This window comes from Thermogemmatispora onikobensis (assembly GCF_001748285.1).
Lineage (GTDB): Bacteria > Chloroflexota > Ktedonobacteria > Ktedonobacterales > Ktedonobacteraceae > Thermogemmatispora > Thermogemmatispora onikobensis.
Map to the genome: position 1 here is coordinate 43,674 of NZ_BDGT01000001.1, position 19,485 is coordinate 63,158.

The 19,485-nt window shown below is 61.9% G+C and carries 10 protein-coding genes; 2 read left to right on the forward strand and 8 right to left on the reverse strand.

The features are described 5' to 3' along the window. Positions 1-160: 160 nt before the first annotated feature. The 4 genes from BGC09_RS00165 to BGC09_RS00180 form a co-directional block, all read right to left on the reverse strand. Positions 161-1,285 carry a mannosyl-3-phosphoglycerate synthase gene (locus tag BGC09_RS00165; protein WP_069801177.1) on the reverse strand — a complete coding sequence of 375 codons (1,125 nt, stop codon included), beginning with the start codon at positions 1,283-1,285 and terminating at the stop codon, positions 161-163. Positions 1,286-1,914: 629 nt separating this feature from the next. Next, positions 1,915-3,147 (reverse strand): hypothetical protein, encoded by a 1,233-nt coding sequence (locus BGC09_RS00170; protein ID WP_069801178.1) that lies wholly within the window; start codon positions 3,145-3,147, stop codon positions 1,915-1,917. 225 nt (positions 3,148-3,372) lie between these two features. Next, positions 3,373-4,584: a glucosaminidase domain-containing protein gene (locus BGC09_RS00175; RefSeq protein ID WP_084657767.1), complete on the reverse strand. Its 1,212-nt coding sequence runs from the start codon at positions 4,582-4,584 to the stop codon at positions 3,373-3,375. Between the two features lie 130 nt (positions 4,585-4,714). Then, positions 4,715-6,517: a hypothetical protein gene (locus BGC09_RS00180; protein ID WP_069801180.1), complete on the reverse strand. Its 1,803-nt coding sequence runs from the start codon at positions 6,515-6,517 to the stop codon at positions 4,715-4,717. Positions 6,518-6,816: 299 nt separating this feature from the next. On the opposite strand from BGC09_RS00180, the gene BGC09_RS00185 reads away from it, so the two are divergent. Both BGC09_RS00185 and BGC09_RS00190 read left to right on the forward strand, forming a co-directional pair. Next, a complete protein-coding gene (locus BGC09_RS00185) occupies positions 6,817-9,096 on the forward strand; it encodes a glycoside hydrolase family 3 N-terminal domain-containing protein (RefSeq protein WP_069801181.1) in 2,280 nt (759 codons plus the stop codon). 140 nt (positions 9,097-9,236) lie between these two features. Next, entirely contained in the window at positions 9,237-10,808 is a 1,572-nt protein-coding gene (locus BGC09_RS00190; protein WP_069801182.1) for a glycoside hydrolase family 43 protein, read from the forward strand. A 152-nt stretch (positions 10,809-10,960) separates the two neighbouring features. Here BGC09_RS00190 and BGC09_RS00195 read toward each other — a convergent pair whose 3' ends face one another. The 4 genes from BGC09_RS00195 to BGC09_RS00210 all read right to left on the reverse strand — a co-directional run bounded on the left by BGC09_RS00195 (position 10,961) and on the right by BGC09_RS00210 (position 19,008). Further along, entirely contained in the window at positions 10,961-12,904 is a 1,944-nt protein-coding gene (locus tag BGC09_RS00195) for a methyl-accepting chemotaxis protein (protein ID WP_069801183.1), read from the reverse strand. A 93-nt stretch (positions 12,905-12,997) separates the two neighbouring features. Continuing rightward, positions 12,998-14,803, reverse strand: a complete 1,806-nt coding sequence (locus BGC09_RS00200) for an ABC transporter substrate-binding protein (RefSeq protein WP_084657768.1) — start codon at positions 14,801-14,803, stop codon at positions 12,998-13,000. 25 nt (positions 14,804-14,828) lie between these two features. Beyond that, complete coding sequence (locus tag BGC09_RS00205; protein ID WP_069801185.1) at positions 14,829-17,030, reverse strand: methyl-accepting chemotaxis protein; 2,202 nt, start codon at positions 17,028-17,030, stop codon at positions 14,829-14,831. Positions 17,031-17,424: 394 nt separating this feature from the next. Next, on the reverse strand, positions 17,425-19,008 hold the full coding sequence (locus BGC09_RS00210; RefSeq protein ID WP_069801186.1) for a serine/threonine protein kinase: 1,584 nt from the start codon (positions 19,006-19,008) through the stop codon (positions 17,425-17,427). Between the last annotated feature and the right edge of the window lie 477 nt (positions 19,009-19,485).

Sequence of the window (19,485 nt, forward strand, 5' to 3'; positions counted from 1 at the left end):
CTCGTTTCATTGTGGCCTCTTGAAGAGAGCCTGTCAAGGGGCGAGCGGGGGCCAGTGCTCTCACCCCGACAGGCACAGGTTGCGTTGCGAATGCCAGACGCCGGGTCGCCGGCCTGATCTTCTGACCTCACACGCCAGCCGGGCCACCAGACGAAGGGGGCTAGCTCAGAGAAGTCTCCAGCAGGCTATCGCTGCCACGGCCAGGACTCTCGACAGGCTCTAGCAAGCGGTAGCGATCGGGGAGATCCTCTTCGCCGCTGAGGTCCAGCTCCTGCAGAGCAGGATAGACCAGCGGCGGGGTGAGCGTCAGCTCCAGCTCCTCACAGGTGCGTAGCAGGGCCTGCTCCACCTGGAGCGGGAGCTGTTCCTGAAAGAGCAGGAGAGAGCCGAGGCTTGCCGCGATCATCTCGCGGATATGTTCCTCATCGCGCTTCGTGTGGAAGTGGGGGCTGTGGGAATGATACTGCTGCAGCAGCGCTGCCATAGGGGTGGGATGAAAAGGGCTGGCCTTGAAAAGCAGATCGAGGAGCAAGAAGGTTTCCACGGAGAAGCCGGAGGCGAAACGCAGGGTTTGCGCCGTTGTCGAGGTCATTCCCTGCTCTCCGGCATTCGGGGAGGTAATTGTCTCGGAAAGACCAGACCAGGACTGGCAGAGGAGGGAGACAATCGGCGAGACTACGCTCGTGCAGCGGCCAGCGCTGGCCTCGACCAGCATGCCATTACGCAGGCCGGGCTTGGCAGCCCAGCAGATGCGAATATTATGTAAGGTCCCACTGGCATGATAAGCGTACGTCGTATGGGCAGCCATAAACAGGCGGCCCATTGCCAGCGTATACTCCAGCAAAGCACAAGGGACCAGGTTATCGGCATCATAGAAGATGAGCCAGCGGGGGAAACGCAGCAGGTGCGCCAGCAGCGTTCCGAGGTACATGCCTTCCCCCTTCCCATCGCGCACATGGCCGCTGCTATCCAGAATGTGGGCCACGCCGTGGGCACGCAGCAGCGTGGCCAGAACCTCGTCCTTCTGGTGCACCACGAACAGCTGACGGTGGGAGGCCAACCGGGCCCGCAGGCCCAATCTGAGCATCTCATACTCCTCTGGGGGGCAGTTGGTCACGACAATGATCGGACTGTTCACCGGCAGATACCAGAGTACTCCGGCCAGCGTCTCCAGGCTCTCGGACTTGTGGGAGATGATGAAGGCGGTGTGGGCCAGGAAATGGGAAAGATCGTGGAGGTTGTGCTCTTCGAGAAGATGGGCAAATCGGATGGTGTCAATGAGCATATCGCTTGCTTTTCCTTTCTAATCGAGAGGAGTTGCGTCTGTCGCGACCGGAAAGATTCGACCATCTGTAGAGAAAAGACGCACGGAGGAGGGTTTTCCTCTCAGCGAGGTTGGCAGGAGTACGGAAAGGCCCGGACTGTGCCGGCCCCGGCTCTGCCCACGACCGACCACTAAGAGAATGAGCCACTCCCCCGGGCACCGCCATTCTGCTTCAGAGGCGAGGGCGGTGCTCCAACCCTGGCTAGCATCCTCGCTAGCCAGCCAGAAGGGAACTCTGCCGTACAGTAATACGTTCGCTTCCCGGAAGGCGCGCCGCCTGCTGGCTCAAAGTACTACTGCCTGCTTGTATGGATGGCCAGGCGGAGAGGCAGAACGGTCAGCACCGGGGAAAACAAGAACCAGGCCTGTACGGCTTTGTAGACAGGCGCTACTCGCGCGCCCCAGGCGGGGCATCACGGCCCCAAGAGCGCGGCCCGGGGTGCCGAGAGAGGACGAGGTGGGCATCCGGCAAGGGAGCAAGGCTGCTTGCCCGCAGTGGGCAGGCGCCGGGCCAGGAGCCGGATGGGGAGAAAGGAGACAGGTGCTGTCTTCTCAGCTCCCTCCTTCCTTCCCAGCTTACTTCGCTCAGATCAGAGCGAGCCGTCGTGACTATCGAAGACGACGGAGGGGGGACTGGGAGAGAAGTGCTCCAGGAATCGGTAGAGGCGTCGTAATTGGCGCTCGTGTTCTCCTTGTTGCTGTTCGACGTTCAAATAGAGCTGCGAGAGCAACTCATAGCGCTGGGTCTGCTCATTGAGCCGCAGCAGCAGCGTTCCCAGCTGCTCCTGTTGACCGGCCAACACCCCCAGCAGCTCCTGCTGTGCCTCCTGTTGGACTCGCCGGCGCTCCTCCAGCTCGCGCTCGAGATAGCTGAGCTGAAGCCCCTGTTGCTCTTGCCGGTCGTGCTCTTGTTCCAGGCGTTGGCGCTGCTCGGCCATCTGAGCTGTCAGAAAGGTCACCTGCTGGGTAAGCTGCCCCAAGGTATGCGCCATCTGCTCTTGCTGGATGCGTTGCTCCGCCAATTGGGTCGTCAGGTGCAGCATCTCTCGCGTGAGCTGCTCATGGATTTCAACTTCCTGCTGCACATGAGTTGTAAGCGCCTCAACCTGCTGACGAAGCAGTGCCAGCGTCTGCTGCCACTGTTCACTTGTTTGCTGCAAGTGCGTGGTCAGCTCTTCGAGTTGCTGCTCCAGCTCAGTCTGGCGTGCACTGGTCTGGATCTGGAGGGCGGCGATCTCATCCTCAAAGGAGGTTTGCAGCCGGGCCAGGGCCTCATCGACAGCGAGACGCTGTTGCGCAGAGGCCTCTTGCTGTTGCTGAAAACGGGCCTCCAGTCGGCTGCGCAAGCGCTCCAGGGCCTCATGCTGGCGCAGTGACTGCTCGCGGATCAGCCTGCGCAGGGCGGCCACCTCATGCGCGACAAACTCGGGGGAGGCCAGAGGGGCCTCCTGAGTGGCTCCTGTGGCTGGTCGCTCCCGCTCAGGCGATGAGCGTGGCTCAAGCTGACCGACTTCTCTTCTGGCCGGGGGCGGCGTTGGCACGGTGTTAGCCGGCGCGGCAACGCTGGCGTTAAGCAAGGCCAGATCGCTGGCGCGGATCAGACGGAGCTGGCTTCTACCCTCTGGAGAGTGGCGGCGTACCGGCAAGAGACCTTGACCGATCCAGCGTTCGATGGTCGCCTCGCTCTGCCCGCTGGTACGAGCGGCCTGGCTAATGGTCAGCCAGCGATCTTCTGGGCTGGCCAGCTCGTCAACGAGTTGTTCCTGCTCCACGGCTTCTTCTGTTCTTGCAGGCGCGTGTTCCTGCGTGTGTTCCTCGAACATGAAAGCAACTGCCTCCAGCTATCCGCTGGTCTCAGTATATGTTGCCAGCCCGGGGACGTCAACAGCAGAAGGCAAGAAGCTGGTTTCGACTAGTACGAGTGGCTAGTTGAGATCAAGGACGGGGGGAGAAGAAAGGCTGGCCCAGATAAGGTAAGTGGAGCCTGGGACCGGGGCAGGAGACAGGCACAGGCGCAAGCGCCCGTAGCTCGTCGGTCCTCGCTCCCATTATGGGGTGGGGGCTTGCGCCTGTTGATCCTGCCCGGCTTGTTTACTCTGCTGTCGCCAGAGCGTTACCTGGCGCTCCACCATCTGGATAAAGGTTTTCACGACCAGGGGGTCACGACTCTGGGTATAGGCGGGAACGAGCTGCCCAACGGTGGCGAGGCCCTGCTGCTCCAGGTAGGAGTCGTGCACATACTGGTACCAGTCGCGGATGCCGTCCTCCCAGCTCTGGTAGCTTCGATAACCACTGAGAGAGCGGCAGTGGCAGTCAGCAGTGACTGGGGCGTGCAACAGGCCAGGCGAGTGGGTGACGCGGGCCAGACCTACGGTGCCGAAGGTGCTATCGTGCAGGAAGAAGGCCAGGGCATAGACGGGGTCGATCCCTGTCTGTTTCCCACTCTCGTAGATCAGCTGAGCATCGCCGGCCAACGGTGACCGGTAGTGGCTCAGCAGGCTCGCGATGAAATCGACCGTGATTGTTGGCTGTCCCCGGAGCGGGTAACCATCAGCGGGATAGGGCGTGGCAGTGGCGCTGCCGCTGGCTGAGGGCCCAACCGCTGTGGGGGTAGGTACCGGCGTCGGCTGTTGGCCTGTGCCGCTGGTGGTCGCGGTGGCATCGCTGACCGGACCGAAGAGCCGCACCTGCTCGTTGCGCCAGGTGTCGACTGCCGTCTCCACTGCCCGAATGTACCCCGCCACGTCATTGTGGTCCGCCGCTGGGGCATAGCGCGGAATGATCTCCTCGACAGTGCTCAGCCCCCAGCTATCAATGTAGACGGTGCGAATGAGCCGATACCAGGCGATGAAGCCGGCTTCCCAACTGGGGAAAGCTGCAAATCCATCGATGCAGGCGGCATCGGGGATGCAGCGCAGGTTGCCCAATGACAGCGTCGTCCGGGCGATCCCTGCTGTTCCAAAGGTGCTTTCGTGGAAGAAGAAAGCCAGGGCATAGACGGGGTCGATCCCATATTCGATGCCATCGTCGTAGAGGGCCTGGCCTTTGCCGGCTGCTGGCGAGTGATAGCTGGTGAGCACGAGGTCGATCAGCGCAGGGCTGACAGAGGGTGGTCCCGCCAGAACGTACGTGCTGGCAGGCTGCGGGGCGGCTCGCAGTGGTGCGCTCTCCGAGGCAAGGGAGGCAACGCTAAGGAGAAGAAGCAGAAGGCTCACGGTGAGAATTTTGCTGATCCGCTGCATGCGTCTACCTTTCGTCATAGCCTCTCTTCCCCTAATGATACCCTATTTCGCGCAGAAAAGGCAGCCCCCTTGTGACTTCCTCCTCTCACTGCGTTGGCCCGATTCTTTCGAAGGCGCCCGCCCTGGCACAGGTGACGAGCAAGCCAGTTCAGGGGTGCCCCTGGCGTAGGTAGAGTACAAAGCCAGGAAGGTTCACGCGCCGGTAGTGGCGGCTGGCAAGGAGGTGGGCCTGACTGCTGAGCAGAGGGAACTCTCCATGCTGGGCGTCGCTGAAGAGATAGGCGGCCTGGGGGTCGGCGCTGACTTCCTGGTAATAGGGTGGATAGCGCACCAGGTCATTGCGCGTGAGCCAGGGATTGATGGTCGCGCAGATCACCTGCTCCTGGCTTACGAAGGTCAGGCGGTCGCAGATCCAGTAGCCGGAATAGACGTGGTGAATGCCCCGGCGCTCCAGGGTGATGGCCAGATCGACGTATTGCTGCTGACGAGCAGCGGCAGCGGGGAGCTCAGCGAAGTTGGCCAGCGTACCCTCCAGAAAGGTTAGGAAGAGCAGCGTCAGCATCATTCCGGCGAGCAGGAGCTGGACGCAGGCGCAGACACGGGCACGGGCGCGGTCGACAGTGCGCGCGAGTGTTGGTAGCCGGGGCTGGTCCTGGAGGAGGGCGAGGGTGGTGCTGGGGCACAAGCTCTGTTGAAGGAGAGAGACCAGAGGCCAGATGAGGGCAGGGGTCATGATCAGCAGGCCGACCAGGTAGCGCATGCTCTGAGGACGCTGGGCCGCTGTGAGACTGGCGGTGTAGCTGAGCAGGGTGATGAGGCCTGCGAGCAGCAAGAGCAGGCGACTGGCATGCAGGGCCAGCTGCTCTCGCTTTGCTCGTCGCAGAGGCTGGTCTTCTTGCGAGAACAGCCGAAGCTGCCAGAGCGGGCGCAGGGAGAAAAAGAGAGCGCTGACCACCAGGGAGAGGTAGACCAGGCTCCAGCCGCCATAGAGTGCGGCGCAGCTCAGGCTCTCTCCGCGCTTCCAGCCGTAGAAGGGCAGTGCTTCCAAAGGGCAGGTCGGGGTCATACCAGTCGCCAGGGGCAGGCTGTAAAGAAAGGTGCCGGCCAGCTTCTTGAGCCAGAGCTGCAGGCCCGTGGGAGGCACTCCGGGGTAGCGGTTCTGACTGTAGAGGGCCAGGAAAATGCTGAGCGAGTCCTGGCCGGGGGGAGCCTGCAGGTTATAGAGGATCAGGGGAAACGCCCCAAGCACCAGGCCGGCCAGCAGCAGCAAGGGCAGGGTCGGGCGCCTCAACCACTCGCGCCAACAAAAGAGGACCAGTAAGATAGCCGAGCAACAGAGAAAAGGCAGCACGAGCCAGTGACTCCACAGGCCCAGGCCCGCCACCAGCCCCCAGGCGAAAGAAGCCAGCAGACGGCTCCTGGCCCCTGACGCACCTGGCGCTGCCGGTTGAGTGTGGGCCAGCCAGGTCGCCAGGAGCATGGCCAGGGAGCCAAACGCCAGTGTCTCGACGGCCCCTCCAACGGCGCGCATTTCGGGCGTCAAGATATAGCGAGGTGCCAGACAGAGTAGCGCCAGCGAGAGGAGGGCCACCAGGCGCCCATAGAGCAGTCGGGCTAGCTGGTAGAGGGCGAGCGCGAAAAGGAGGAGAAAGATCAGCATGGCCAGGCGCAGCGAAAGCAAGGAGGCGCCAAAGAGGTGAAAGAAGACGGCGGCCACGTAGGCTTCGCCAGCCCCCATATAGTTTTGCCCATAATAGAAGATAGGCCAGTCCTGGCCGCGAGCGATATGGAGGGCCATCAATCCCATCGTCCCTTCCTCGCTGTCGGTGCCAGGCCAGCCAGCGAGGCTGAAACCTAGGCGGATTCCCAGCATAGTGGCGACGAGGGCCGGGGCGGCGATCTGACGCGCTGCTCTCCACTGCTGGATGCGCAAGATCGACAAGGAGGCCATCGTTCCTCTCTCTAGAGAAGAGGCAGGCAACACCTGCCTGGTCCGGGGGCAGGTCTCACCTTGCGGCTCGCTACTTCAGGTGGCTCTATTCTAGATGACCGACGAGATGTTGCCTAGACGGTTGGACGAAAAATACTGGCCTTGGCGGGTTGGCTCCCCCCGCCCTCCGGTTTGACCGTAACGAGGCAAGGCGGGGGTGATCGATCGCTGGGGACGAACGCGAACCGCGAGATTTTGGTGGGGCAATTCAGCTATACTGTCTCGTATCAAGGCTGATGACGGAGGAGAAGAAGCTGACTATGAGCCGAGATGAACACGCTGGGCAGGTCCAACAACGGATCGAAGCGTTGTTGGCCTCGATGACCCTTGAAGAGAAAGCCGGGCAACTCACGCAGTACTTCTACTTTCCAGGTTTCACGCTCCAGACCGCCTTTGTGGAGGAAGAGATCCGCGCCGGACGGGTAGGGAGCCTGTTGTTTGTCGCCGACCCGGCTCAGACCAATCGCCTCCAGCGCCTTGCGGTTGAGGAGAGTCGCCTTGGTATCCCGCTGCTCTTCGGCTTCGATGTCATTCACGGCCTGCGCACCATCTTCCCCGTGCCGCTCGGGCTGGCGGCCTCGTGGGACCCGGAGCTGGTTGAGCAGGTGCAAGCGGTGGCGGCGCGCGAGGCGCGGGCGGTCGGTATTCACTGGGCCTTTGCTCCGATGGTGGATATTGCCCGTGATCCGCGCTGGGGCCGCATCGTCGAGGGAGTCGGCGAAGATCCCTATCTGGGGGCGCGCCTGGCTGCTGCTCATGTGCGCGGCTTTCAAGGCGAGGGAGATGGAGCAGCCGGGCAGATTGTGGCGGGGCCGAAGCACTTCGTTGGCTATGGGGCAGCGCTGGGTGGACGCGACTATGATGAGGTCAATCTTTCCGAGAGTGAGCTGCGCAACGTCTATCTGCCGCCGTTTGCAGCGGCAGTTGAGGCGGGAGCCGCAAACATCATGAGTTCCTATGTGGGGATCAACGGGGTGCCAGCGGCGGCGGATCGCCGGCTGCTCACCGAGGTGCTGCGGAACGAGCTAGGTTTCCGGGGCTTTGTGGTGAGCGACGCCAACGCAGTGATCGACCTGACCACCCACGGTCTGACGCGCGACGATCGCGATGCGGCGCTGCGGGCGCTCCAGGCCGGCCTGGACATGGAGATGTCCCTGGGAGTGCAGTTTGTGGGCGAGCACGGCCCAACGGCGCGCCCTGCGGCCTTCGCAACGCTGCCGGAGGCGGTGCGAGCTGGCCAGGCCGACGAGCGTCTGCTCAACGAAGCAGTGAGGCGGGTGCTGGCCCTCAAGTTCCGCCTGGGCCTCTTTGAGCAGCCGTATGTCGACGAGGCACGTGCCAGCGTGGTTCTGGGAGCGCCCGCTCACCGTGAGCTGGCGCGCGTGGCCGCCGAGCGCTCGGCGGTGCTGCTGCGCAATACAGGGGTCTTGCCCCTCGACCGGGCAGCGCTGCGCCGGCTGGCTGTCATCGGGCCGCTGGCAGCGGATCAGCGGGCGACCCTTGGCCCGTGGGTATTTGTGCCGGATCTGGAGCGTACGGTCACCCTGCTAGAGGGACTCCGCCAGACGGCAGGCCCTACAGTGCAGGTCGACTATGCGCCAGGGGTGCCGCTGCCAACCCGGCCTATTCCCTCGCCATTCGCGGCTCTTGACCAGCTCGTCGCCGGCTCTTCCCTGGCGGGGGAGCCGCCATTTGATGAGCGGGAGGAGTTCGAGCGAGCCATTGCCCTGGCCCGTTGTGCCGATGTGGCCGTGCTGGTGCTGGGCGAGGCGGCAGACATGAGTGGTGAAGCGGCTTCGCGCTCCACGCTCGATTTGCCGGGCCGTCAGTTGGAGCTGTTGGAAGCGGTGGCCGAGACTGGGACGCCGCTGGTCCTGGTGCTGCTCTGTGGTCGACCGCTCGACCTGCGTCGCGTGGTTGAGCGGTCGGCGGCCATCCTGGTAGCCTGGCATCCCGGCAGTGAAGGGGGCAATGCGGTGGCCAGGTTGCTCTTTGGCGAGGTCGCGCCTGGGGGAAAACTGCCTGTGAGCTGGCCGCGCAGTGTGGGGCAGGTGCCCTTGATCTATGCGCATCTGCGCTCGCACCAGCCGCAGACGAGTGGTCTGCGTTACTGGGAGGAGGAGAGCACGCCCCTCTATCCTTTCGGTTTTGGCCTCAGCTATGGCGAAGTGGAGTACAGCGATCTCCAGTTAAGCGCTAGCTCAATTGGCCTGCACGATACGCTGGATGCCAGCGTGGTGCTCTCCAATCGCTCGCAGCGCCCTGTCGAAGAGGTAGCACAGCTGTATCTGCATCAGCGCTATGGGCGGGCGGCCCGTCCGGTGCGTGAGCTAAAAGCCTTCGAGCGTGTAAGCCTGGCCCCAGGAGAAAGACGCACGCTCCATTTCAGGCTTGGACCAGAGGCGCGGCGCTACTGGAGCGCTGCGGTGGGGGGCTATGTGCTTGATGAGTCCGTCTTTGACGTTTGGGTAGGCGGCTCATCGCAGGCCGCCTTACACGCCGAGTTCAGCGTTCAAGCTGACGGTCTGGCCGGCTCCTGACCCTGTTCAGGAAGAATGCCAGCGATGCTGTAGCTGGTGGGCGCTGATCTCCAGCCCTGGGAGGGCCTCGGGATAGCTTCCCCGGGGGGTCAGCGCTCAGGTCAATGTTTGTTGACAGCCTACGGAAGGCGAGGTAGACGATGCAGGTGCAAAATCCGATCATTCCCGGTTTCCACCCCGATCCCAGCATCTGCCGCGTCGGTGACGACTACTACCTGGTGACCAGCTCCTTCGAATATGTTCCTGGCGTACCGGTTTTTCACAGCCGCGACCTGGTCCACTGGCAGTGCATTGGCTACTGCCTTACCCGCCCTGAGCAGCTTCCCCTGCCGCGGAGCGAGCCGTCGCTAGGGATCTTTGCCCCTACCATCCGCTTCCACCAGGGCATCTTCTACCTGGTCACCACGAACATGGACCTGTATGAAGAGAGAAGCGGGCGTTGCAGCTTCTATGTCACTGCCCGCGACCCGCGCGGTCCCTGGTCCGATCCAATCTGGCTTGAGCAAGGGGGGATCGACCCATCGCTCTTCTTTGACGACGATGGCCGTGTCTATCTGACAAGCACCGCTGAGAGTGAGGAGCAGGCGATTCAGCAGAGCGAGCTCGATCCGGCGACAGGCAAGCTCTTGACGGAGCCGCGTCTCCTCTGGCGGGGCACTGGGGGCGCCTATCCTGAAGGGCCGCATCTGTACAAGATCGCAGGTCGCTATTACCTGATGATTGCCGAAGGAGGCACCTCCTACGGTCACATGGAGACGCTGGCCCGTGGCCCAACCCCGTGGGGACCGTGGGAAGCCTGTCCCCACAATCCCATCTTGAGTCATCGCAGCCTGCTCAGCCCGATTCAGGCGACCGGCCATGCCGACCTGGTGCAGGCCCAAGATGGCAGTTGGTGGCTCGTCTGTCTTGGAGTGAGGCCGCAGCCCTTCACCGGACTCCATCATCTGGGGCGAGAAACCTTCCTCGCCCCAGTGGTCTGGGACAGCGACGGCTGGCCCCACGTCGGTGAGAAGGGGCAGATCAGGCTCACCCTCGACGGGCCACAGCTGCCCGCGGCGCCCTGGCCTGCTTCCCCCACACGCGATGACTTTGACCAGCCCTCGCCCGGCCTTGAGTGGAACTTCCTGCGCTGGCCTCCGCCCGGCAGTTGGTCGCTGACCGCTCGTCCTGGCTTCTTGCGCCTGCTCGGAAATGCTGCCACGTTGGATCGAGGCTTTGGGGTGGCCTTCATGGGGAGGCGGCAAGAGCACGGGCAGTGCACCGCCTCCACCCGGCTCGAATTTGCCCCCCAGCGAGAGGGACATGAGGCCGGCTTGACTGTCTGGATGAACCGCGAGCACCACTATGAGATCGCCGTCGTCTGCCAGAACGGGGAGCGCTGGGTCATCGTCCGCCAGCGCCTTGGGGGCCTGACGGCTATCGTCGCCCGCGAGCAGGTGGAAGCCGGATCGATCTTCTTGAGCGTTGAGGCCATTCAGCCGACACAGCCGGCGTTTCGCGCTTCCTCCCACTATCGTTTCTCATACTCCCTGGGCGAGGGAGCAGCACGCGAGCTGGCCCGGGGCGAGAGCCGCTATCTGGCTTCAGAGGTCGCCGGCGGCTTCACTGGTGTCTACTTCGCCCTCTATGCGACGACCAACGGAGGGACGGATACCGCCGTCGCCGACTTCGACTGGTTCGACTACCTGCCCTCTCCAGACGTTGCCTCCTGAATGCACTCAGCGGGCGGGCCGCAACAAATCGCAGGACCAGAGGAGCAGGGGTCGCAACCTCCCCTCCCTACTGGTCCTGCCCTGGCCTGCGTTCTGTCGCGCAAGATGATCCGACCTGTCTCCTGCAGACATGGGCTGGCTACTGGCCTTGCTCAGGCAGTGCTGCCCTCGCGCAGACGGAAGACCTCAACCGAGCGGCGCAGGTACTCGACCCGCTGCGCCAGCGCCTCCACATGCTGCGAAGCCTGGCGCGTATTCACATTCATCTGGCGCGTTGCCTGAGAGAGGCGCTGCATAATCTGCACAATCGACGTGAACGCCTGCAGTTGCCGGGCCGCCATATCCGTAATGCGCTCAATCTCGCGTGCCTGCAATTCGACCGCTGCCGAAATTGTCTCCAGTGCAGAGCCAGCCTCCTGAGCACGCTCTGCCCCAAAGGCGCTTTCTTGTTCTGTCGTGCGCATTGAACTGGTCACGGTGCTGATATCCTGTCGTACCCCTTCGACGATGTGGACGATCGAGCGCGCCTGGCTATTGGCGCGCTCGGCCAGGCGTTGGATATCTGCCGCGACGGCCCCGAAGCCACGCACGGACTCCCCTTCGTAGGCGACCAACGCTGCTGCATCCTGGGCCAGACGGTTCGTCTGCTCAACAATGGCCGAGATCACCTCGACGGTGCTATTAATGGCACGCGAATGCTCATCGAGCTTTTCAACCTTGGTGGCAGTGGCCTGCACATTCTCATAGATGCGCTTCAGCCCCTCAAGCACTTGCTGAACAGCCTGTCGACCCTGGCGCACATGCTGGAGCGACTCATGGGTACTCGTTTGAAGCATATGAGCGCGATCAGCGATATGGCGGCTGGAGGAGGCCATATGCTCGATCTCGCGGCTCGCGCGGGCGATCTGCTGCAGTTGCTGATCACCTGTTTCCACCAGGCGCGCCAGGGCATCGACCACAACGGTCGTCGAGATGGCCACCTCGCGCGCCGCTCCTTTGACACGCATGACCAGGCTGCTCAACTCGGCCAGCATATAATTAAAGGCATTGGCAATAATCTGCAGCGTCCCGCCGGTCATTCGAGCGCGACCGCTCAAGTTGCCCTGGCTGACCCCGCTGACATCGCCCACCAGGGCCTCAATCTGCTTCTGCAGGGCGTTGCGCTGAGCTTGAATCTCCTGGATCAGGCGCACCATATGGTCAAGCATACTATTGAGGGAGCGCGCCACCAGGGCGATCTCATCACGGCCCGAAACCGAGGCTCGAACACTGGTGTCACCGCGGGCGATACGGCGGGTCAGGCGAGCCAGCTGACCCAGGGGGCGCGCGATCGTCCAGTAGACAAAGGTCCCGACCAGCAAGACGACCGCGATAATCAGGATGGCGGCCAGCACGATCTCAATCGCCGTCTGCGTAGCCTGGGGTCCAGTCACCTCGACGACCTTGTCACCTACGGTTTCCGTGAGGTCGACAAGATGCTTCCAATCATTTTCCAGAGGGGTATAAGTGCTATTGGCCTGCTGCAGCAGCTGAGTTGTCTGACTGGTCTTGCTCGAAGACTGCAACGCAGCCAGCTCGCGATCTTGCGCCTGCAGGTAGTGCTCCCACTCACCTGACAAGATGCGCTGCAGCGTCTGCTGTTGATCGCTGGCCAGGCCGCGGGTACTGCTCTCGCTCTCGAGCAGGGCGCGGATAGGGGTCATCTGCGGCGAAGTGGCCAGCAGATAATGCTGCTGGTAGCTTGTCAGGCCCTGAGCAAAGGTCGACTCCAGGGTCTTGATCTCGGTAGTCAGGCGCTGGCGCAGGGCGGACAGATCCGTATTGGGGGCTCCGGCGATCGTCGTTGACACGAAAGTCTGGGCCTGCAATGCGATCAGGTCGGCGTGCATATGCTGTAAAGTTGCCAGCTGCGTGGTGGCAACATGGACGGCGTCAGTGCTGACCTGGACCGCCTCGCTGCGGCCATTGAGCGCATCGATATAGGCACGTCCGAGCAGCCAGAGGATGATGCCCGGGATGACCGCCACCAACATGGCTGCCAGGAAGAGGCGCCGCACAATGGGCGCCTGCGAGATCCATCTCATCGGAACCATCATGCTCACATTCCCTTCTTGCTTTGCGGCATTGCTTCGTCCTCAACACAGGGACCTGGAATGAGATTGGTTGGACAGGTGGGCCACTCGGACCACTCAGACATGATGCAAGGTGAGCGCCACTTGCTCATTATCGGGATAGCTGTAGGGGGAAGGCACGGCGTAGGGGTTGTGCTCATCGGGCCATCCCACAAAGCGGGCCGTTGTATACTCGTACCAGTTGACGCTGTAGAGCAAGGGAATCGAGGGCAACTGCTCCACCATAATGCGCTGCAATCCATTGAGAGCCTGCTGCTGCACAGCGGGGTCGGTTGAGTGAGCATACTGAGCCAGCAGGTGATCGGTTGTGGGATCGCTCCAGCGCTCCCAGTTCGAGGGGGCGGACTTTCCGATCGGTGCCGTGTTAGCGCTATCGAGCAGCGCATCGTACAGGTAGTAAGGAGAGGGGCCGCTGTTGGTCCAGGAGATCGCACTCTCAAAGGAACCCAGCTGCAGATCCGAGATATAGGTATTGAGCGAGAGGGCCTTGACAGTGACCGAGATGCCGATCGCAGCCAGATCCTGGGCCATCAACTTGCAGTCCTTCTCCCAGTCGGTCCAGCCAGAGACGACCTCCATGCTGAAAGCCAGCTGCCGGCCCTCGCGATCTACAAAGATGCCATCGCTTCCCCGCACAAAGCCAGCCCCTTCCAGTAAGCGGATGGCGCGGGCTCGATCGACCTGGAACGAGAGCGAGCGATACTGCGGAGCCAGGAAGGAGCGGTAGGCGGGCAGAACAATGCCCGTTGGATGAGGCGGTGGCTCGTAGCCATTCTCTCCCTCTTTGGAGAGGCGCTCACGGTCGATTGCCAGACTGATGGCCTGGCGCACAGGGAGGAGATTGAAGGGATAGCGAGCCGTATTGAGATAGAGCATAACGATGGCGATAGGGGGCAGCCAGTAGCGATTGTGAGTGGGATCGCGTCCCACAAAGCTCTGCAGATTCGAGCTAAAAAGGCCGGTCCAGTCAATAGAACCCTGGGCCAGGAGCAGGTCGGCGCTGGCGTTGGAGACATAAGCCGGATAACGCAGCTGGCTGATATAGGGCTTGCCGGGCTGCCAGTAGTGCGGATTACGCTCCAGGATATAGAGTGTGGGATCAAACGACTTCAGCATGAAAGGACCAGTGCCGACTGGATTGGGATTGGCCTCATGGACGGGATCTTTGAAGCGCTCCCAAATATGGCGCGGCACGATGTAGGTCTGGCCCCCGATGTACCACTCCTCCGGGAACGATGGCTGCTTGAAGGTCACGACCACACGAGAGGGATCGGGGGCCGTCACCTCCTTGACGGTTGTCCAGATGCTATGGAGATCGAGGGCAGGGAAACGATGGAGCAGATTCAGCGTAAAGACCACATCGTCGCTGGTCAAAGGCTGGCCGTCGCTCCACTCGACCCCGCGACGCAACTGGAAGGTCAGCGTCTTGAGGTCGCTGGACCAGGAGAAGCCGGTTGCCAACCAGGGCTTCACCTGCCCGGTCTCCTGATTAAAGAAGAGCAAGGTCTCATAGATCATCCCTTTGGTGCCACTGAGTGTCGAATTGTCGGCAGCAAAGGGGTTGAAGAAGCGCTGGAAGCGTCCATAGGGGCCGGGCACAATGGTCAAAGCTCCCCCATACTTGATCTGCGAACCTGGCTGCGCGCTACTCCCGGGCATACTGCCAGGTATACAGGCTGTCATTACCAGCAACAGGGCCACAGCCAGCATCAAGAGCCATAGGGCCTGTGGATGCTGGGACCTCTCGCGGTGTTGTCTCCCCCAGCGCGGGCTGGAACCAGGCGAGGAGCCACCCCTGGGCGAGAGCGTGGAGCGATGAGACTGGTGGGCAGGGCGAGCATGAGCAGGGACAGCGATGGACATGGTGCATCCTCCTTGACATCAGATCCTACTGATAGGGCTCGCCATCGGGAGCTTGCGGCTGTTGCGGGACCCACAGCGGTGAAGAGGGCAAAGGAGTCTGAGGGCTGGACCCTGCGAGCCCCGTTGGTGGCAGGGGAGTCACCGCTCCGCCGGGAGGCAGAGGGGTCTGGGGCGGGAGATGGAGCAGCCCGGGCTGGGACTGACCAAGCGGGGCGCTGACAGGTCGTGTGCCTGAGCCAAGCGGGGAGATCGAACCCGTCGTTGTCAGACTGCGACGCTCGCTTGCGACCGAGCTCGGAGCAGCTGCAGCTGACTGCTCACGTGAGACCTTGAAGGCATCGACAGAGACTCGTAGATGCTCAACTAATGAGGCCAGGCGCTGCATATGATGAGTGGCCTCACCCAGCCGAGCCTTGTTCGTCTGCGTCAGATCGGCCACATACTGCATAATCTGGACAGCCGCCGTGGCCAGCTCCATCTGTCTGGTCACGAGGCTGGTGATATCGGCGATATCGCGGGCCTGGCGCTCAACAGTGGCAAAAATGCCCTCCAGGGTTCGCTCAACATCTTGAGAGACCTTGCTTTCCAGAGTGGTCTCGCGCTGGGTGCGCTCCATAGAAGTCGCGGCCTCGGCGATATCCTCCTGAGCGCTGCGCACAATGCGGGCGATGTTATTGGCCTCCAGCTTGGCCTGCTCAGCCAGGCGCCGAATGCGTACGGCAACCGCGCCGAACTCTTTGCGCCCCTCGCCGGCCATTGCCGCCTGGATAGCCGAATCGAGAGCGAGGCGATGAGTCTGATAGGCCAGGCTGAAAATGACCTCTACGATATCGTTAATCTCCTGTGAACGCTCGCCGAGGCTGCGCACGCGCTGCGTCGTCGCCTGCACATGAGCGTGAATATGCCCGAGGCGATTAATGGCGTCCCAGGTGGCCTGATGCCCACCAGTAGCGCTGCGCTGCGTGTCCTGGGCAATGCCTTCCAGAATCTGGGCATGCTGCGCCACCTCCTGGCTGGCCAGGGCCATCTGCTCCACGCCGCCTGCCGCCTCAGTGATCTGCTGAATCTGGAATTCGCTGATCTGGCTGAGGTGGGTCATCTGCTCCAGCGTGAGGCGGGTTGAGGTCTCTACCTCACGGGCCACCTGCTTGATGCGAATCACCAGCCCCTCCAGCTCGCTGATCATGTAATTGAAAGAGGAGGCGAGCACGCCCAGCACATCGCCAGTCACATCGGCGCGGATGCGCAGATCACCCTCGCCAACTCCCTTCACTTCGCCTGCCAGGTTACCGATGCGCGTCTGTAGAAGATCGCGCTGCTGCTGGGTGTTTTCCATCAGTTGGACAATGGTGTCGAGCATCGTATTCATCGAGGCGGCCACGCGGGCGATCTCGTCGCGCCCGCTTAGCCTGGCACGCGCCAGCGTATCGCCGGCACTGATGCGTCGGGTCAGCTGGATGAGCTGGCGCAGCGGGCGGCTGATCGTCAGATTGACAAGGTAGCCAATGGTGAAGACAAAGAGCATGGACAGGGGGATGGCGGTCACCGTTCCAATCAACATGGGAACGGTCTGCGAAGGGCCAACGCGCACGACCTCGGTGTTAACTCGCTCGGCAATGTCTACAATACGTTGCCAGCTTGCTAAGAGCGGGGTGTAGAGCTGATCAGCCTTCTGCAGGAGCTGGGCGGCTTGGGCCAGGGGCATGCGCGTGTCGAGGCCGATCAAAAGGTCGTCCTGCGCGGCCTTGTACTGCGGCCATTGATGCTCCAAAATAAGGTCCAGCAGCTGCTGTTGCTCGCGAATAATGGGGGTATGTGGATCATTATCGAGCAGAATCTGCCGAATGTCGGCCATCGCCGGGGCGGTGGCGAGCTGGTACTGTTCCTGATAGGCCACACTGTCAACATCAAAGCTCCCTTCGATGCTGAGCACCTGAAGAATAACATCTTCTTCAGCGCGCGTCACGGTGGCATCGCTGGTGCTATTGGTGGTGACGCTCGGTAGGAGGGCCACAAGCAGAGCATGCATGCTCTGCAGACGCGCCAGCTCGGTGGTGGTGATCTTGATGGTCTGGTTACTGATCAAGACAGCTTGTCTTCCCGACTCCAGGGCATGGAAGTAGATACTGCTGAGGAAGACAATAGCAATAAAAGGGATGATGGTTGCCCAGGCAAAAGTGGCAAAGAGCCGTAGGGAAATCGGTGTGTTACTGATCCATCTCGGCATCTTCCTGGCCTCCTCTCTTGCGCTCGGCTCCGTCGCGCCTCTCTCTGCTGCTTGCGGGTTCGCTTGCAGGACCACACGCGGTCATGAGTCATGACGTCAAACGCTGCCAGTGATGTTGAGCTAAGTATACAATATCAGTAGTCATGGAATTCCTAAATGGTTGATTACTCACCTGAATTTCTTACCGACATTCTTCTCTACGTTGTTACGGTACCGGTACCGTAACAATATCAGAAATCGATCTATAGTGCAAAGACAAAACTCATGCTCCGGCGAGGAGCGAGAGCCGGAGGACATGCAGTGTGGGCACGTTGTAGAGGGGAGGTGGAGGTAGTGGGCAAGGAGTGGTGGGCAAAGTGAATGGGGAACCTGGTGTGTGATGAGGCAGAGATCGTCAGCCGCGCAGAGGAAGGGGGAGCTGGAGTGGTAAGAGGAGGAGGGCGCCGGGCAGGGGGAGCGGGAGGCTGCCGGCGCTGTGGGCAGAGGCTATCAGGAAGAGGAAGACGAAGACCAGGAGCAGTACCGCCAGAGCAATGGCTGTCAATAGGATTGCCGTGCGCAGGCTCAGGCCCTTCTCGGAGAGGGAGAGTGGCCACCCTTGAGAGTGGGCCGTGTGGGGAGCAGGGGCGGTGGAGATGGCGGCTGCTCTGCGCCGTGAGCGTATTGACCCCGCCTGACCGCTGACGTCGCTGACGACGGGGGCAGCCGAGGAAGCGGCCTGAACGCGGGTTGAAGGCAGCACCAGACGCTGTGGTTGTTCCTGACTGGTTGGACTGCCAACGCGCGGCGAACGAGTCGAACCACCTGCGGCCTGGGGATTGACCCAGCCGCAGCGGGGGCAGCCTGGCTGCGAAGAGGTCAGAGGCATCTGGCAGACTGGACAGCTCACGCCGGGTGTGCTGGTACGGGCCTGATGCAGGTCCTCGTAGAGTTGAGGCAGGTCTGGCTGCGTTTTATGAGGATCGACTGCGCGCCCTCTCTCCGCGGTGGGAGCGGGAGGCTCCTGACGCGCTCGTTGCAGCTGCTCCTGGACCTGTCTCAGCTCGGCCTTCAGCTCTGCCACCGACTGGTAGCGTTCTGCGGGCTTGAGCGCCATAGCTCGCTGGATAATGGCATTGAGCCGCTGCAGAATCTCTGGAGGGAGCACGGCGAGCTGGGCCACATGACGCGGCATGCGTGCCCCTCGCGAGGGGCGCGCGGCCTCGAAGCGGAAAGATTTGCCAGCCTTTTCTTCGGCCAGGAGACGGGCCAGCTGCTCCTGCAGCGAAGGCAGGCCAGAATGTCCCTGCTGGAGTGCCTGATTGCGGGCCGAAACGCTGGCTGGCTCTTGCATCGTTAAGGCGAAATAGAGTGTTCCACCCAGAGCGTAGACATCGGAGCGGGGGTCGGTGCCGCTCCCACCGGGATACTGTTCGGGCGGAGCATAGCCGGGCGTGCCTTGATGGCGGGCGAAGAAGAGCGTACGTGCTCCGTCGGCCACCGCCTTCGCATTGCCCAGGTCGACCAGATAGGCCGTCCCGTCGGAGGTAATGCGGATATTGTCGGGCTTGATATCGCGATGGATCACCGGCGGCTGCTGACTGTGGAGAAACTGGACGGCATCGCAGACCGCTAGCAACCAGCCCAGAATCACAGGTAAAGGAATAGCCTCATCGCGCTGGCGAGCCAGACGCAGCTGTTCGGTCAGGTCGCGCCCTTCGATATAGCTCAGCACGACATAGTAGCGCCCGCGCTCGCTGAAGGCGTCGATAAAGCTGGGCAAATGGGGATGGTGGAGGCGGCTGAGCACGCGCGCCTCATGCTGGAGCTGAGCCTGGCCACTGGCACCGGTGACCAGATATTCTTTCACCGCACAAGGTTGATTGCTGCGCAGGTCCACTGCCAGGTAGACATGGCCGAAGCCGCCGCTGCCCAGGGCCCGCTCAATGCGGTACTGGCCACGCATGATCGTCCCCGGCGGGATGGTTTCGATCATCATAAATGCTCTCTCTTCCTCCAGTTATCGCTCGGCTAAGAATAAGGGAGAGGCGGCGCTCCATGAGGCCCCGCTGCATTATAACACTCCCGTCGCGCCACTGTCATGAACACACACTACAATGGCTAGCTCGCTGGCTGGGAGAGACAAGCAAGCGTACAGTGACCGCCAGGAGTAAAGGAGTTGCCACGTCCTCCAAGGTTCTCCTGGAGAGACAAACGCCCTTCTCCCCTTTTTCTTACCGATGAACTTCTTCCTGGCAGCAGTGTGCCATATGAGATACTGGCCCTATTCCAGCGGCCGCGGCGCCGGGTCATCTCGCGTAGCTGCCGGACCGCCTGGCACGGCCAACGCATCGAGATACGTGCGCATTGGCTGGTGCTGAGGTAACCTGAACGTGCTATGCTAGAGATATTCCCTTTTTCTTGTTGTCCCAGTCGCAGCCGGTTGCTCGACTGTTCCTGAAGCAGCCGGTGGGCG